This is a genomic window from Amycolatopsis sp. w19, assembly GCF_051373225.1.
Classification (GTDB): Bacteria; Actinomycetota; Actinomycetes; order Mycobacteriales; family Pseudonocardiaceae; genus Amycolatopsis; species Amycolatopsis japonica.
This window is the reverse complement of the sequence record NZ_JBPQFM010000004.1, coordinates 299,393-313,941: the sequence shown is the minus strand read 5'-3', so window position 1 is coordinate 313,941 and position 14,549 is coordinate 299,393. Positions and strand designations below refer to the sequence as shown.

The window sequence follows — 14,549 nt, the reverse complement described above, 5'->3', positions numbered from 1 at the left end:
AATGACAAGGTTGTCACCCCGGCGTCCCGATCACCTTGAAGCGAGGCAAGTCGCGTGTCCAATCCGTTGATCGCGCCCACTCAGGATTCGACGAAGTGGTTCACCGGCGTCTCGTTGCTGGAGACCGCGGACGGGCTGAAGACGGCGATCGAATCCGGGGACTGGGCGGGCGTCGCGATGGGCGCGGTCGGGACCGCGCTGGACGCGCTGTCGATGGCGCTGGACCCGTTCGGGGCGATCCTGGCGGCCGGGGTGTCGTGGCTGATGGAGCACGTCGGCCCGCTCAAGGACGCGCTGGACGCGTTGGCGGGCAACGCCGACGAGGTTCAGGCGCAGGCGCAGACGTGGGCGAACGTGGCCAAGGAACTGGGCGAGGTCAGCGAGGAGCTGACCGTCCTGGTCAAGAAGGACCTCGAGTCGTGGAAGGGCGAGGCGGCGGACGCCTACCGCAAACAGGCGACCGACACCGCCACCGTCATCCAATCCGCGCAGAAGGGATCCGAAGGCGCGTCGTCCGGGGTGAAGACCGCGGGCGAGGTCGTCGCCGCGGTGCGGACCCTGGTGCGCGACATCATCGCCGAGCTGATCGGGCATCTGATCTCGTGGGCGCTGCAGGTGGTGTTCACCCTCGGCATCGGGCTGACCTGGGTGGTGCCGCAGGTGGTGGCCGCCGTGGCGAAGACGGCGGCGAAGATCACCGACCTGACGACCAAACTGGTGAAGGCGCTCAAGGCGCTGGTCCCGCTGCTGAAGAAGGCCGGCGACCTGTTCGACGACGCGGCGAAGGCGTTGAAGAACCTCAAGGGCGGCAAGGTCACTCCCTCGGGCAAGCCGAAGGACCTGGACACGAAGCCCAAGGGACCGCCCAAGGACAAGGACAAGGGCGGCGACGACTCCACCACGCCGTCGGGTGACCACTCCTCCCCGAAGAACGATCCGCCGAAGAACGACCCGCCGCCCAAGAACGACCCGCCGCCGAAGAACGATCCGCCGGACAACTCGCGTGGCATCGACGGTTCGCACGGCGACGGCTCGACCACCGCCTCCGGCGCGAAAGGCGGTGGAGGCAAACGGGATCGGACCGAGACCAACGAACCGGGCTGCAAGGAAGGCAGCGGTGACCCGATCGACGTCCAGAGCGGGGACGTGCTGGTCACCGAAAGCGATTTGGTCGTGCCGGGACCGCTGGGCCAGCTCGTGGTCCGCAACCACGTCTCGTCCTACCGGGGCGGTCGCTGGTTCGGCCCGTCGTGGGCGACGCTGGTGGACGAGCGGCTGACCGTCGCGAACGGGACCGTCACCTATTACTCCGCCGACGCGATGATCCTGCGGTTCCCGGTGCCCGCGCCGGGAACGGAGGCCACCGCCGTGCACGGCCCGCCGCGCCGGCTGCGCGGCGAGGGCGCCGAGTACTTCCTGACGGATCCGGGACGCGGCACCGAACGCCGGTTCGTGCCGGCCGAAGGCGACCCGGGTCTGTTCCTGCTCAAGGAGATCCGCACCGAGGAGCACGCCTACGTCGAGCTGGAGCACGACGACGACGGCGCCCCTGCCAGGCTCAGGCACTTCGGCGGCGCCTGGATCGCCTTCGACGTCTCCGAAGGCCGGATCCGCTCCATCCGCGCGCTGGGCGAAGCCACCGAAGTCCCCGTCGCCCGCTACGACTACGACACGCGCGGACATCTCAGTGCCCGCACGAATTCCTCGCCCCTTCCGGCCCGCTACAGCCACGACGCCGAGGGCCGGATCACCGGCTGGACCGACCACAGCGGCGCCTGGTACCGCTACGTCTACGACGAGCACGGCCGCTGTGTCCGGGGCGTCGGGGCTCAGGGCTACCTCGACACCTCGCTCGGCTACGGCGAGCGGACCACCACCGTCACCGACTCCTTCGGCCTCCGCACGGTGTACGAGTTCGACGAGGACGGGAACACCGCGGGGCTGACCGACCGGCTCGGCGGCGTGATCCGGAGCGAGTACGGTCCGCGCGACGTGCTGCTCAACCGCACCGACCAGCTCGGCAGGCGGACGGAGTTCGAGCACGACGCGGCCGGTCGGCTCCGCTCGGTGCTCCGCGCCGACGGCTCGCGCGTGGTGCTCACGGAATGGACCCACACCGAACTCGCGATCGAGGTGGCCGACGGCGACCGGGTGTTCCGGCGGCGGTACACGGCCCCGAACGTGCCGGATCCGTACACGGACCCGCTCGGCGTCACCGAGGACCAGCACCTCGAGGACTCCTACGTCGACGATCCCGCTCCGGGTGACGTGGTGCCCCGGCTCGAGGTCGATCTCTTCGGGCGGCCACGCGCGGTCGAGGAGGCCGGCGGCCGGACCACGTACGCGTGGACGGTGGAAGGTTCCCTGCGGGAGGTCGTCGCCGCGAACGGGACCCGCCGCCAGTGGGCCTTCGACGGCGAGAGCCGGGAAACCGCCCGCGTCGACGAACTCGGCAGGACGTCCCGTACCGAGAACGGCCCGATGGGCACGATCACCGCCACGATCGATCCCGGCGGCGCGCGCACCCTTTGGCGCTATGACACGGAATTGCGGCTCGTCGCGGTGACCAACCCCGCCGGGCAGACGTGGCACTTCACCTACGACGCCGAAGGACGGCTGCTCACGCAGCAGGATTTCGCGGGCCGGATCACCCGGTGCGATTACGACGCCGCCGGGCAGCGGGTGCGGCGGGTCAACGCCGCCGGTGAGACCGTGGAGTGGCGGTACGACCTGCTCGGCAACCCGATCGAGCGGATCAGCCCGTCGGGCACCGAGACCTACCGCTACGACCCGGTCGGGCGCCTCGTGCGCGCCACCGGCCCGGACGGTGTCGTCGAGCTGGAACACGACGAGGCGGGCCGGGTCGTCCGCCAGGCGAGCACGGCCGGGGACACCGCCGTCGGTTATTCCTCCGACGCCAAGACCATGCGCACTCCGTCCGGAGTGGACGTCCATTGGGGACAGACCGACGACGGGGCGGAGCTGCTGCGGATCGCGGGTACCGAACTGACCCTGCGCGAAGACGCCGCCGGTCGCACGGTCGCCGTCTCCGCCGGGATGAACCCGTTGCTGCGGCAGGAATTCGACCCGGCGGGCAAGCTCGTCGCGCAGCACACCCCGGCCGGCACCAAGCGCTACCACCGGCGGCCTGACGGCAGCGTCGCCGCGCGCGAGGACCCGGCGGGCGGAGTGCGCTACGAGTACGACCACACGGGCCGGGTCACCGCGGCGCACCATCACGGCGCGGCCGAACACTACGCCTACGACGTGCTCGGCAATCTGCTCTCCTCGTCGCTCGGCCCGGGCGTGGCGCGTTACGTCCACGACGGGCAGGGCAGGCTGATCCGGCGGACCCTGCCCGCGCCGGACGGGACCGAGCTGACCTGGGTGCTCGGCTGGGACGCGCACGACCACCTGGTCACCGTGCACACGCCGGACGGCGCCCGGTGGCGCTACCGCTACGACGCGCTGGACCGGCGTGTGGCCAAGGAGCGGCTGGACTTCGCGGGCGCGGTCGCCGAACGGGTCGATTTCACCTGGGACGGCAACGATCTCGTCGAAGCCCGGCACACCTTCGGCGGTGCCCCGGTGGAGACCCTGACCTGGATCCGTCATCCGTACGGGGACCGGGTGGTGGCGCAGGCGCGCACCCTGCCCGACGGGCGGACCGAGGTCGCCGCGGTGATCACCGACGAGATCGGCACCCCGACGGAGCTGGTCGGCCCGGTGGACGGCCGGGTCAGCCTGGTCCGGACGAGCGTCTGGGGCCTCGTCGCCCCCGGCACCCGCCCGGAAACGCCGCTCCGGTTCCCCGGCCAGTTCCACGACGCGGAAACCGGGTTGTACTTCAACCTCTTCCGTTACTACGACCCGGTCAACGCCCGCTACATCTCGCCGGACCCGCTCGGCCTGACTCCCGGGCCGAATCCGGAGACCTACGTCGACGATCCGTTCCTCGAAGCAGATCCCCTCGGTCTCACCAGGAACTCCGGCAAGCAGGCCAACTACGCCGACGACCCGTACGCCTACCTCGACGACGACGCCACCTTCAACGCCCCGGCCCCGTGCAGAACGGCCAAGCGGCCCGCGGCGAACCAGAACCCGGGAGCGGGTAACGCCGGCAACGGCGCCGGTTTCGCCAAGAAGCCCAAGACGGGCAGGCACGAACCCCCGATCACCGGCGACGCCAACAAGTCACACGGCAAGTCCGACCGCACGGTGATGGAGGGCGGCGGCAAGGAGGGCAAGGGAACGCTCGACGGCTCCGGAAAGGGCGAGTACCCCGGCGGAACCGACCCCGCGGGCAACCACCTCACCGACGTCGACGGCCTGAACGGCAAGGGCCACTCGAACTACGATCCGCGCCTGCGGGCCGAGCTCGACAAGCTGCGTTCGTCCGATCCCAACGACAAGATCGGCTACAAACCCGACCACCCCAACGGCTACTTCATCAAGGGGCACCTGCAGAACCAGGTGCTCGGCGGCTCCGGCACCGCGGACAACATGACCACCCTGTCCCGCAAGGCGAACGCCCAGATGTCGGGCAACTTCGAGGGGAAGCTCAAGGAGGCCGACATCAAGATCGGCCAGGTCAAGGAAGCCGTCGGCGGGATGAAGGACCCGGAGCTGCAGCGAAAGCTGAACGCGCTGGGCATCGACAAGACCCCGGCGCAGTTCCGGCAAGAGGCCGGGCGCCTGGAGGTGGACTACTCGGTCACCGCCAGCGACAAGGTCAAATGGCCGGACGCCGTCAACCCGGAGGAGCGCGGCATCCGGGACCACGTCGTGCTCAACGCCGAATACAAGAACCTGACACCCGATCTGCAGAAGTTCATCGATTTCCGGATGAAGGACGACTTCCTGACGAAATTCCCGCCCGTGGGCACGAAAATGGACACGATCAGCGGCAAGTTCGACCCGCCGCTGTGACCATCCGCCTGGCCGTGACAACCTCCGCCGCCCGCGAACGTCTTGTCCCTCAGGAAGAACCACTACCGAAAACCTGGGGAACGCATGAAGAGACTTTCCGCCATCCTGACCGCGATGCTGGTGGTACTCGCCTTGACACCTGCCACGCCCGCGGGCGCGACGACCCGTTTCGACCGGGAACTCCAGGCCCGCATCATCCGTGCCCAGGCCTACGCCGACAGCAGGCCCGGTGACACCGGGATCGTCCTGCGGGACCGGTGGACCGGTGCCGTCTACCGGAGCGCGGACGCCGGGACGCTCATCTGGGCCTGCTCCACGCCGAAGCTGGCGATGGTCGTCGACCTGTTGCTGCGCAACGATTCCGGCGCCGTCCAGCTGACCGCGGAAGACCGCGACTTGATGCACCGCATGCTCAACTCCAGCGACGACGCCGCCGCCCACACCCTGTGGACCCGCTACGGCGGGGAGGCCGAATTCGCGCGGCGCTTCCCGTCCTACGGGATGACCGACATGCGGTTCACCGACCAGCACCCGCATCACTGGGGCTGGATCCTGACCACCGCGAACGACCTGGACCGGCTGGTCAACCACGTCCTGACGAAGCTCCCCCGCCATCACCGCGACTACATCGTCCACGAGATGCGCACCGTCGACGTCAACCAGCAGTGGGGTGTCTGGGGCGCCGGGCCCGCCGCCCGCCCGGGCAACAAGGACGGCTGGTCCGACGACAACGACGACGGCTCCTGGATCATGAACTCGGTCGGCTTCGTCGGGCCGCACGAGCGGTACACCCTCGCGTTGATGAACAACACCAAGGTCATCCAGAACGGCTTCGAAACCGGGCAGGAGACCACCACCAAGATCAGCGAGATCCTGTTCAAGGGCTACTTCAAGGGCTGACCGCGCCGCGCACGAAACCCGCGATGCGCGGCGTGACGACGGCGGTGCCATCGTCGATCATGCCGCGCATTCCCGCGAGCACCCGCTCGTCCGGCGAGCCGTGCACCTGGAAGTCCACCACGGTGCAATGCGCCGACACGGCGTTGATCTGATCCTCGGAAATCCGCCAGTGCTCGAGAACCGCGGCCGAGTCCGCGTACATCTGGTAGCTGTAGGCCAGCATCCGATCGGCGTCCACGAAGGTCTGCACCATCACCTGCGGCGCGTTGCGCTCGACGAAGTCGATGGCTTCGCGAACCGCGGCGGTGAATTCCTCCAGGTGGCCGTCGGTGATCCGCATGGTGTTCCGGAACAGGAGCATTTCGTCCGCTTCGAGAGTCATGTCCCCATCCTTGAACCTCGACCGGACTAGAGGTCAACCCGCCTTGACTCGTGTCAGCATCCTGACATACCCTCGGCTATGTCAGGATGCTGACACGACGAAAAGGAGCACGACCATGCCCGCCACCGGCCCGGATTTCATCTCGCTGCAAGCGCGTGATCTCGACGCTTCGCAGGCGTTCTACGAGCAGTACCTCGGCCTCGTCCGCTCACCGGCCGGACCGCCGCACGCCGTCGTCTTCGAGACGAAGCCGATCGCTTTCGCGCTCCGCGAGGTCGTTCCCGGCACCGATCTCGAATCCGTCGCGCAGCCCGGCATCGGCGCCGCGATCTGGCTCCACGCCACGGACGTCCAGGCGATTCACGACGCGCTCGTCGCCGACGGACGCACCATCGTCTCCGCGCCGATCGACGGCCCCTTCGGCCGGACGTTCACCTTCGCCGACCCCGACGGCTACCGGATCACCCTCCACGACCGCGGCTAAGACGCCGTCCAGTCGCGGAACGCGCTGACGAACTCCTCGGGCGCGTCGGATTCAACGTAGGTGCCGGCGCCTTCGACGATCACGGTCGTGTGGTCGATGAAGGTGGCTTCCAGACGTTCGCGTTCCTGGGGGCGGAATGCGATGTCCTTGTCGCCCCACACGATCAGCGTCGGGAAGTGGGCGATACCCGGAAGCCCGGCCTCGATCTCGGCGAAGAAGGCGCGGCTGGCGAGGACCCGATGGGGGAACATGGCGGAGGCGCGGCGTCGCTCAGGGATGTCCATGGGCCGCCGGTAATGCGTCATCTCGAGCGCGGTCGGCTTGCGTCGCCGATGTCCCAAGGGGACGAACATGTTGATGACGAAGTTCAGTCGCCTTGCCAGAAAACGGCCAGGAGGGCCGCCGAAGATCCGGGCGAAGTACTCGAAGTGGAAGACGCCGTTGACCGGCCAGGCCCAGGTGTTGGCGAGCACCAGCCGGGTGAAGACGTCCGTCCGCCGCTGCACGGTGGCCAGGCCGATCAGGCCGCCCCAGTCCTGCCCGACCAGAGTGACGTCCTCGAGACCGAGCGCGTCGACGAACGCGGTGACCACGTCGGCGTGCTCCTCGGGCCAGTAACGGTATCCGGGCTTCGGTGTCGACAAGCCGAAGCCCGGATAGTCGAGGGCGACGCACCGGAAGTCTTCGCGCAGCGCGCGGATCACGTCGCGCCAGAGGAACGACCAGGTCGGGTTGCCGTGCAGGAACAGAAGTGTGGGGCCGGCTCCCTCGTCGACGTAATGGACGGTGTTCCCGTCGATGTCGACGAAACGGCTCTCGAACGGGAACAGGTCGTCGTCGACCCAGGAGGGCCTCACGTTCGCGGTGACATCCGACATGGCGACCCCTCTCCGGTAGACTTGAGCTTGTCACGCACACTTGAGAAAAACAAGCTGAGGGACACGATGCGGAGCTACGGCCAGTACTGCGGGCTCGCCCGTTCTCTCGAAGTCGTGGGCGATCGGTGGAATCTGCTCATCGTCCGGCAGCTCCTCATCGGCCCCGCCCGGTACCGCGAGCTGCTCGACGGCCTGCCCGGCATCGCGACCAACCTGCTCGCCGACCGGCTCCGCGACCTGGAGTCCTCGGGCGTGGTCGAGCGGCGGCTGGCCGGCTCGGGCAGCGTGGTCGAGTACGCCCTCACGCCATGGGGCGCCGAACTTCGCGAGCCGATCGAGAGCCTGATCCGCTGGTCCGCCCCGTTGATGACCCGCGGCCCCGGCGACGACTCGTTCCGGCCGGAATGGCTCGCGCTCGCCCTTCCCGCCTTGCTCGTCGCCCGCGTGAAGGTCCGCGCCGCGGTGACGATCGGCCTCGAGATCGGCGGCCCGCCCTACCAGCTCCGCGCGACGCGCTCCGGCTTCGAGGTCGACCCGCACGACGGCCGCGAACTCGACGCCACCGTTCGCGCCGTCCCCGCCTGCGTCCTCGGCCTCGCCGCCGGCGCCCTCACCCTCGAAAACGCCCGCGCGCTCGGGCTGGCCGAGATCGACGGTGACGAGTCCGTCGTCCGGGCGGTCTTCGCCGCCTGACGCCTCATGGTGAGACTTGATCAAGGTGGCGCGGAAAGTGCGGATTCACCGCATCTTTCTCGCCAATTCCGCACAGCGCAAGATCGACGATAATCACGCGACCACAGGGATTATCTTTGGATTCAAGTCGCGAGACCTGTAACGCAAAGGGATGTCGAGAACGGCGGCCTATTGTCCTCGCAATACGGCAGCGAGGTGCTCATAGTTGTCTTGATCAAACGCGACCAGTCGGATCTGCTCGACGCGAGTCGGCGTGGATCTGAGTGTTGCGACCGCGATGCGCGCCGCCTGGTCGGCGGGATATCCGTAGACACCGGTGGCGATGGCGGGGAAGGCCATGCTGCGTACACCCAGCTCATCTGCGACCTGGACGCTCCGGCGGTAACACGAGGCGAGGATCTCCGCCTCGCCTTGATCACCGCCTTCCCAGACCGGCCCCACGGTGTGGATGACGTGGTGAACGGGCGGGTCGAGATCGAATGCCGGGGTTACCATCGCGTCGCCGGGCGGGCACGGTCCAATGGCGGCACCCGCCCCGGCCAGCCGAGGTCCTGCCGCCCGATGGACGGCCCCATCGACTCCGCCGCCGCCGAGCAACGACTCGTTGGCGGCGGTCACCACAGCGTCCACATTCTCTTCGGTGATATCGCCACGCACCACCTGAATGGCAACCATAGCCAGATAGTGCCATCAGCACGGCGCGCATGTGCGTCACTCTGAGCAGGTCACTGTTCGCTTGTCGCGAACCAACAATTTCGACAGGGTAAAAGGGAAGCGGTGGTTCACTCGGCCAGCATCGTCAGTCTGGAAGTTGTTCGACCAGTTTTTCGTGTACCAACCTGACGGCGGCCACCCACGTCGGAAAGGGCGCGTCGTTCTCGGCCGCCTGCCGCTGGGTTTGCGCGGCCACTTCCAGCACGAGGGCGTCACACCATCGCAACTGCGCGCCGATCCCGGCGCGAATCGCGTCGACGTCGATACGACGCCGCTGGATCGCGTCCGCCATGCGCACGAGGAATCCGATGTACATGGTCAGGTGCTGATGGGTGTTGAGTTCTCCTTCAAGCTCGCCGCGGTAGTAGTCCCGGTCGCCGGGGTACCAGAAACCGCCTGCCACCTGTGCGGCGGTGACGTCGCCGTCCGACATCCGAGCCCGGAGATGCTCAAGGGCGATCCGGTGCGCCAGGAACGTGACGGACAGGAACTCCGTCATCAGGTGGTTCGTGGTGCTCTGCCGGTCCGCCCGCCGCGCGAGGTAGAGGGACGAGGTGAAACCGCCGACCGAACCGAAGAAGGCGCCGAGCGCGGCAGTCACAAACGGAAGCCACATTCACCGAATCTACCGAGAACCGCCGGCCAGAACGCGCCGAATCGCCCCCAGGCACGAAGAAGGCCCAGGTCGATGACCTGGGCCTTGTGCTCCCCCGCTTGGACTCGAACCAAGAACCCTCCGGTTAACAGCCGAATGCTCTGCCAGTTGAGCTACAGGGGATTGTGCTCCGTACCAGCCGGATCGCTCCGACCGATGAGAGAACTTTAGCCCATGCCCTCCGGCGGCCGCACACCCACCCCCCACTTTCGACATCACCTCGTCAAGCTCGCGTTTTGAGGGACAATGACAGCCGGAGCAAGATCGAACGGAGGCGTGGACTCGGATGAAGATGTTCCTGCTGGGTGCGGCCGCGGGCTATGTGCTGGGCGCGAAGGCCGGCCGCGGGCGGTACGAGCAGATCGTGCGGACCTACCGCAAGATCGCCGACCACCCCATGGTGCAGGGCGCCGCCGGGGTCGCTCGCGCCAAGGTCGGTGAGCGGTTCGGGCGGCCTCAGCGCTGATCCTGGGCCGAAGGGGCCTTTCGCCACGTCCGACGTGGCGAAAGGGCCCTTAGCCCACGACGGCGACCACGAAGACGCGCCGGAACTCGAACCAGGTGGTCCCGTCGGGGCGCGGCGGGTAGGCCTCGTCCAGCTTGCGGGCGAGCTGCGCGCGGAAACGGTCCCAGTCGTCCCCGCGCAAGGCCTCCTTGACCGGCCGCAGCGCGGTGCCGGTGATCCATTCGAGTACGGCGTCCTCCCCGGCCAGCCGCTGCAGGTACGTCGTCTCCCAGGCGTCGACGGCGCAGCCAGCGTCGGCGAGCAGGTTCCCGTAGCCGAGCGGGCTTTCGACGGCATCGTTCTCCCGCAGGCCGATGTCGGCGAGGCGCGTGGCCCACTCTTCGGTGCGCGCGAGGGCACGGATCAGGGCGTGCGACGGGGCATCGAAGTTGCCGGGGACCTGGAACGCGAGCGTCGCCCCGGACGGCAGGAGGTCCACCCAGCGGCGGAGCAGGTCACGATGTTCCGGGACCCACTGGAGCACGGCGTTCGAGATGACCACGTCGGTGTCCGGTTCGGGCACCCAGTCGTTGACGTCGAGCACTCGCGCGTCGACACCCCGTGATCGTGCGGCTTCGACCATTTCGGGTGAACTGTCGCTCGCTTCGATGATCGCGTCCGGCCAGCGTTCCGCCAGGCCGGCGGTCAGGTTTCCGGGCCCGCAGCCGAGGTCGACGACGCGGCGGGGCGCCTCGGCCGGTATCCGCCCGACGAGGTCATGGAACGGCCGTGCCCGCAGGTCGGCGTAGTCGAGGTACTTGACCGGATCCCACACAGTACGAGCGTACTGCTAGCCGTTCGGCTTCGCCAGCTTCCTGGCCGCTTCCTCGGCGATCGCCTTGACCAGGTCGACGTCGGTGCCCGGATCGGGCCGTACCTGCAGCACCGTGCCGTCCTGACCGGGGACCTTGCGCTCGACGAACCACGCTCCCCCGGCCCCGAAGTCCTTGCGGTGCCGCCCTCGGACCGAACCGTCCACGCGCTGCCGCACGAGGATCGGGACCTTGCCGGGCCGGGCGAGCTCGAACCGGACCGGGGTCTTGTCGGTCAGCAGCACGGCGTCCCCCGCCATGCCGGTCTCCTCGGATTCGGTCAGCGTCAGCACGCCGGTGGACCACGCCGCCTTGCCGACCAGATGCCAGCCGACCCGGCGCGGCCCCGGGATCCACAGTCCCAGCGGCGTGACCAGCAGATACCCGCCGCCTTCGACCGCCGCGCTCCCGACGACGTGCTCGCCGTCGGCCAGCGAGCCGTCGAAATCCGCCGGGACACGGTCACCCAGCAGGTGACGCAGCCAGCCCATGCTCAGTCCAATCCGCCGATGGCCTGTTCCTTCAGCGCCTTCCGGTACTGCTCGAGCGCGACGAGGTCGCCGAACAGCGCGCGGTAGTCGTCCGGCGCCTCGACCGGGGAAAGCCGCTGGAGTTTCGACTTGATCTCGTTGATCTGGCGGCCGACCAGGCTTTCCTGCACCGCCGCGAGCTGCGCGGAGATGTAGCGCGAGTCGACCTCGCCCTTGGCGCGCAACGGTTCCACCGAAAGCTCGCTGAGCACGCGCCGCACCGTTCCCTGCGGGCAGTGCGGGGCGGCCGCGTCGAGCAGGGCGGGTCCGGTCAGCCCGGAGCCCGCTCCCCCGGCGGACAGCAGCGCCTTGTGGATGGCGACGTAAACCGGATGGGTGAACGCGTCCTCGGGCAGCGCGTCGTACTCGGCTCCGGCGATCATCGGCTGCTGCAGTGCCGCCTTGAGCGCCTCGCGCTGCGCGATGAACCGCGGATCGCCGGGTGCGGGCCGGGGCAGATCCTCTTCGGCGGTGGCGGTCGCGGTGGCCGCGGCGGCCGGCCGCCGGACCTCGACGGTGGCGGAGCGTTTCGCCGCCGCCCCGGCACTGCCGCGCACCCGGTTCACCACCTGCGCCGCGTCCTGCCAGCCGACCCACCAGGCGAGTTTCGACGCGTAGCCGTCGCGGCTGGCGCGGTCCTTGATCCCCGCGACCATCGGAACGGTCTTCTGCAGCGCCGCGACCTGGCCGTCGACGGAGTCGAGGTCGAAGGCCTTGAGCATGCTCTTGATCGCGAACTCGAACAGCGGGATCCGCCGCGCGACCAGGTCCCGCACCGCGGTGTCGCCCTTGGCGAGCCGCAGTTCGCACGGGTCCATGCCGTCGGGCGCGACCGCGATGTAGGTCTGCCCGGCGAAGGTCTGGTCGCCCTCGAAGGCCTTCAACGCCGCCTTCTGACCGGCTTCGTCACCGTCGAAGGTGAAGATCACTTCGCCGCGGAAGGCGTCGTCGTCCATCATCAGCCGCCGAAGAACCTTCATGTGGTCCTCGCCGAACGCCGTCCCCGAGGACGCGACGGCCGTCGGGACCCCGGCGGCGTGCATCGCCATCACGTCGGTGTAGCCCTCGACGACGACGACCTGGTGCCGCTTCGCGATCTCGCGTTTCGCCAGGTCGAGGCCGAACATCACCTGCGACTTCTTGTAGATCGGCGATTCCGCGGTGTTCAGGTACTTCGCCGAGACACGGTCGTCGTCGTACAGGCGCCGCGCGCCGAACCCGACCACCTCGTTGCCGACGTCGCGGATGGGCCACAGCAGCCGCCGGTTGAACCGGTCCATCGGCCCGCGCTGCCCCTCCTTGGCCAGCCCGGCCGTGAGCAGTTCCTTGACCTCGAATCCGCGGTTGAGCAGATGTTTGGTGAGCTTGTCCCAGCCCGCCGGCGCGTACCCGCAGCCGAACGTCTGCGCCGCGGCGGAGTCGAAACCCCGTTCCGACAGGAAGTCCCGCGCCGCACGCGCGTCCGGGGTGAGCAGTTGCTCGGCGTAGAACTCCTGGGCCGCGCGGTGCGCCTCGATCAGCCGGGCGCGGGTACCGCGATCACGCTGGACGCTTCCGCCGCCGCCTTCGTAGGTCAGCCGGAAACCCACACGATCCGCGAGCCGCTCGACCGCCTCCACGAACGAGATCAGGTCCATCTTCTGGATGAACTTGATCACGTCACCGCCTTCGCCACAGCCGAAGCAGTGGAAGGTGCCGTGGGTGGGGCGCACGTTGAACGACGGGGTCTTCTCGTTGTGGAACGGGCAAAGCCCTTTCAGGCTGCCCCCGCCCGCGCTGCGGAGGGCCACGTAATCACCGATGACCTCGTCGATCCGGTTGCGCTCGCGCACCTCCGCGATGTCGCTCTCCCGAATCCGTCCTGCCACGCTCATCACTCTAGGCCGTGTCCGGTCCGTCGCTTCGATGGGCTTCGTGATCCAGGTGGTTCCTGGCGGTGCGGGCGGATCGGCCTCGTACCGGGTCGTACTCGGCCGCATCCGCCCGTGCCGCCAGGGGCCGCCTGGGCGCGAAGACCGCGAAGTGACGGACCGGACACGGCCTAGCCCGTCCTCCCCGAGCGCTGTGCGGCACACTCGGGGAATGAGCACCGCCCTGGACGAACTCGCCGGGAACTTCGCCGCGCTGCGGCCTCATCTGGTGTCGGTCGCCTACCGGCTCACCGGCACGCTGTCCGACGCCGAGGACGCGGTCCAGGAGTCGTGGCTGCGCCTGAGCGGCATGGACGAACGCCGCCGCGCGGCCATCGAAGACCACAAGGGCTGGCTGACCACCGTCGTCAGCCGGATCTGCCTCGACCGGCTGCGGTCCGCGGTGGTGCGCCGTGAACGGTACGTCGGGGAATGGCTGCCCGAACCGGTCCTCGGCCCGCTGGGCACCCCGTCGTCGGAGGACCCGCTGGCGGTCGCCGTCCGCGACGACGGCATGCGCATGGCGGCGATGGTGGTCCTCGACCGGCTGACGCCGGAGCAGCGCGTCGCGTTCGTCCTGCACGACGCGTTTTCGGTGCCGTTCGGCGAGATCGCCGAGATCCTGGGCTGCACGACGGACGCCGCGCGCCAGCACGGTTCCCGCGGCCGCCGCGCGGTCGCCGACGCCGATCCGCCGCCGCGGACGGCGCTCGCCGAGCAGCAGCAGATCATCGAGAAGTTCATGACGGCCATGCTCACCGGGGACATCCAGGCGGTGGCGGAGGTCCTGCATCCCGACGTCGTCCTCGTCGGCGACGGCGGCGGCAAGGCGCGCACCGCGGTGCGCACGGTCGCCGGGTTCGACAAGGTCACCCGGCTGTTCCAGGGGCTCATGCGGATGTACGACCCGGCCGCGATGGACAAGGCGCGGTTCGCGCTGGTCAACGGCGACCTCGGGGTCTACCTGCCGCCGCAGCCCGGTTCCGAGCGGTACCGGGCGCTCGACGAGCACGTCGACGCGTTCTCCATCCGCGACGGGAAGATCGTGGCGATCTACGACATGGCGAACCCGGACAAGCTCACCGATGCGCGGACCCGCGTCGGCCTCTGACCGCGTTTAGTCCTCTGAATGCGCCTGGGCGCATTCAGAGGACTAA

Annotated in this window: 13 protein-coding genes and 1 tRNA gene; 6 read left to right on the top strand and 8 right to left on the bottom strand. The window is 68.8% G+C overall.

The window, feature by feature from the left end; translation table 11 throughout:
* Window positions 1-54: 54 nt before the first annotated feature.
* Complete coding sequence (locus ACSMFO_RS12175; protein ID WP_436458654.1) at window positions 55-4,929, top strand: RHS repeat-associated core domain-containing protein; 4,875 nt, start codon at window positions 55-57, stop codon at window positions 4,927-4,929.
* 84 nt (window positions 4,930-5,013) lie between these two features.
* Complete coding sequence (locus ACSMFO_RS12170) at window positions 5,014-5,829, top strand: serine hydrolase (protein ID WP_436458652.1); 816 nt, start codon at window positions 5,014-5,016, stop codon at window positions 5,827-5,829.
* Here the strand turns inward: ACSMFO_RS12170 and ACSMFO_RS12165 are convergent.
* Complete coding sequence (locus ACSMFO_RS12165; RefSeq protein WP_038516990.1) at window positions 5,819-6,211, bottom strand: hypothetical protein; 393 nt, start codon at window positions 6,209-6,211, stop codon at window positions 5,819-5,821. The two genes, ACSMFO_RS12170 and ACSMFO_RS12165, sit on opposite strands and share 11 nt — an antisense overlap.
* Window positions 6,212-6,326: 115 nt before the next feature.
* Here ACSMFO_RS12165 and ACSMFO_RS12160 point away from each other — a divergent pair, with 115 nt between their 5' ends.
* On the top strand, window positions 6,327-6,695 hold the full coding sequence (locus tag ACSMFO_RS12160; RefSeq protein ID WP_073846515.1) for a VOC family protein: 369 nt from the start codon (window positions 6,327-6,329) through the stop codon (window positions 6,693-6,695).
* Here ACSMFO_RS12160 and ACSMFO_RS12155 read toward each other — a convergent pair.
* Window positions 6,692-7,573, bottom strand: coding sequence for an alpha/beta fold hydrolase (locus ACSMFO_RS12155; protein WP_436458650.1), 882 nt, complete (start codon window positions 7,571-7,573; stop codon window positions 6,692-6,694). The genes ACSMFO_RS12160 and ACSMFO_RS12155 overlap by 4 nt on opposite strands.
* Before the next feature lie 66 nt (window positions 7,574-7,639).
* On the opposite strand from ACSMFO_RS12155, the gene ACSMFO_RS12150 reads away from it, so the two are divergent.
* Window positions 7,640-8,266: a winged helix-turn-helix transcriptional regulator gene (locus ACSMFO_RS12150; protein ID WP_436458648.1), complete on the top strand. Its 627-nt coding sequence runs from the start codon at window positions 7,640-7,642 to the stop codon at window positions 8,264-8,266.
* 168 nt (window positions 8,267-8,434) lie between these two features.
* Here ACSMFO_RS12150 and ACSMFO_RS12145 read toward each other — a convergent pair whose 3' ends face one another.
* The 3 genes from ACSMFO_RS12145 to ACSMFO_RS12135 all read right to left on the bottom strand — a co-directional run bounded on the left by ACSMFO_RS12145 (window position 8,435) and on the right by ACSMFO_RS12135 (window position 9,758).
* A complete protein-coding gene (locus ACSMFO_RS12145; RefSeq protein ID WP_436458646.1) occupies window positions 8,435-8,941 on the bottom strand; it encodes an O-acetyl-ADP-ribose deacetylase in 507 nt (168 codons plus the stop codon).
* Between the two features lie 124 nt (window positions 8,942-9,065).
* Window positions 9,066-9,596 carry a hypothetical protein gene (locus ACSMFO_RS12140; protein ID WP_436458644.1) on the bottom strand — a complete coding sequence of 177 codons (531 nt, stop codon included), beginning with the start codon at window positions 9,594-9,596 and terminating at the stop codon, window positions 9,066-9,068.
* Between the two features lie 89 nt (window positions 9,597-9,685).
* Window positions 9,686-9,758, bottom strand: a tRNA-Asn gene (locus ACSMFO_RS12135).
* A gap of 163 nt (window positions 9,759-9,921) precedes the next feature.
* Here ACSMFO_RS12135 and ACSMFO_RS12130 point away from each other — a divergent pair.
* Window positions 9,922-10,101 carry a hypothetical protein gene (locus ACSMFO_RS12130; RefSeq protein WP_007031230.1) on the top strand — a complete coding sequence of 60 codons (180 nt, stop codon included), beginning with the start codon at window positions 9,922-9,924 and terminating at the stop codon, window positions 10,099-10,101.
* 49 nt (window positions 10,102-10,150) lie between these two features.
* Here ACSMFO_RS12130 and ACSMFO_RS12125 read toward each other — a convergent pair whose 3' ends face one another.
* From ACSMFO_RS12125 to dnaG, 3 genes are read right to left on the bottom strand one after another with little or no spacing between them, the layout of a single operon-like run.
* Window positions 10,151-10,915 carry a trans-aconitate 2-methyltransferase gene (locus ACSMFO_RS12125; protein ID WP_436458642.1) on the bottom strand — a complete coding sequence of 255 codons (765 nt, stop codon included), beginning with the start codon at window positions 10,913-10,915 and terminating at the stop codon, window positions 10,151-10,153.
* A gap of 15 nt (window positions 10,916-10,930) precedes the next feature.
* Window positions 10,931-11,443, bottom strand: coding sequence for a hypothetical protein (locus ACSMFO_RS12120; RefSeq protein ID WP_436458640.1), 513 nt, complete (start codon window positions 11,441-11,443; stop codon window positions 10,931-10,933).
* A gap of 2 nt (window positions 11,444-11,445) precedes the next feature.
* Window positions 11,446-13,356, bottom strand: coding sequence for a DNA primase (gene dnaG, locus ACSMFO_RS12115; RefSeq protein ID WP_038517006.1), 1,911 nt, complete (start codon window positions 13,354-13,356; stop codon window positions 11,446-11,448).
* A gap of 208 nt (window positions 13,357-13,564) precedes the next feature.
* Between dnaG and ACSMFO_RS12110 the strand changes: the two genes are divergently transcribed.
* The gene (locus ACSMFO_RS12110) at window positions 13,565-14,503 is read left to right on the top strand and encodes a sigma-70 family RNA polymerase sigma factor (protein ID WP_436458638.1); all 939 of its coding nucleotides are present in this window, start codon (window positions 13,565-13,567) and stop codon (window positions 14,501-14,503) included.
* Window positions 14,504-14,549 lie beyond the last annotated feature (46 nt).

Coding starts and splice junctions, on each gene's coding strand:
- ACSMFO_RS12170 (WP_436458652.1), top strand. CDS start 5,014: ATGAAGAGACTTTCCGCCATCCTGACCGCGATGCTGGTGGTACTCGCC.
- ACSMFO_RS12165 (WP_038516990.1), bottom strand. CDS start 6,211: ATGACTCTCGAAGCGGACGAAATGCTCCTGTTCCGGAACACCATGCGG.
- ACSMFO_RS12160 (WP_073846515.1), top strand. CDS start 6,327: ATGCCCGCCACCGGCCCGGATTTCATCTCGCTGCAAGCGCGTGATCTC.
- ACSMFO_RS12155 (WP_436458650.1), bottom strand. CDS start 7,573: ATGTCGGATGTCACCGCGAACGTGAGGCCCTCCTGGGTCGACGACGAC.
- ACSMFO_RS12150 (WP_436458648.1), top strand. CDS start 7,640: ATGCGGAGCTACGGCCAGTACTGCGGGCTCGCCCGTTCTCTCGAAGTC.
- ACSMFO_RS12145 (WP_436458646.1), bottom strand. CDS start 8,941: ATGGTTGCCATTCAGGTGGTGCGTGGCGATATCACCGAAGAGAATGTG.
- ACSMFO_RS12140 (WP_436458644.1), bottom strand. CDS start 9,596: ATGTGGCTTCCGTTTGTGACTGCCGCGCTCGGCGCCTTCTTCGGTTCG.
- ACSMFO_RS12130 (WP_007031230.1), top strand. CDS start 9,922: ATGAAGATGTTCCTGCTGGGTGCGGCCGCGGGCTATGTGCTGGGCGCG.
- ACSMFO_RS12120 (WP_436458640.1), bottom strand. CDS start 11,443: ATGGGCTGGCTGCGTCACCTGCTGGGTGACCGTGTCCCGGCGGATTTC.
- dnaG (WP_038517006.1), bottom strand. CDS start 13,356: ATGAGCGTGGCAGGACGGATTCGGGAGAGCGACATCGCGGAGGTGCGC.
- ACSMFO_RS12110 (WP_436458638.1), top strand. CDS start 13,565: ATGAGCACCGCCCTGGACGAACTCGCCGGGAACTTCGCCGCGCTGCGG.